The organism is Leisingera coralii (assembly GCF_049056525.1).
GTDB lineage: Bacteria > Pseudomonadota > Alphaproteobacteria > Rhodobacterales > Rhodobacteraceae > Leisingera > Leisingera coralii.
The window spans coordinates 1-320 of sequence record NZ_JBHUPT010000123.1; the positions used below are offsets into that span (position 1 = coordinate 1).

Annotated in this window: 1 pseudogene; it reads left to right on the forward strand. The window is 64.4% G+C overall.

From position 1 onward, the window contains the following. Nucleotides 1-99: 99 nt before the first annotated feature. Nucleotides 100-320: pseudogene (locus ACFMBG_RS23955) on the forward strand (DNA-binding protein); the annotation flags it as partial.

Below are 320 nucleotides of genomic sequence, written 5' to 3' on the forward strand. Positions count from 1 at the left end.
AACCATCGTTCTGATGGATCAAAGGCCGGTCATGCACTAACAATCAAACCGGACCACTCAGGTGGGGCTGATCACCCCGATCTGGCCGACCGGGCAATCGTGGTAAACCTGCCAACCATTCCCGCCTCAGACCGCCAGTTCGAAGGTGAGTTCAACCGCGCCCTGGCCGACGCTGCCCCGCGCATCTTTGCCGGTCTGCTGGATGCAGTCTCTGCCGCCCTTGCCAATCTCGGAGCCGTCACCCTGCCGGAACGCCCGCGCATGGCGGACTTTGCTAAGTGGGTCACCGCCGCGGAACCCGCCCTGGGCTGGCCGCAGGG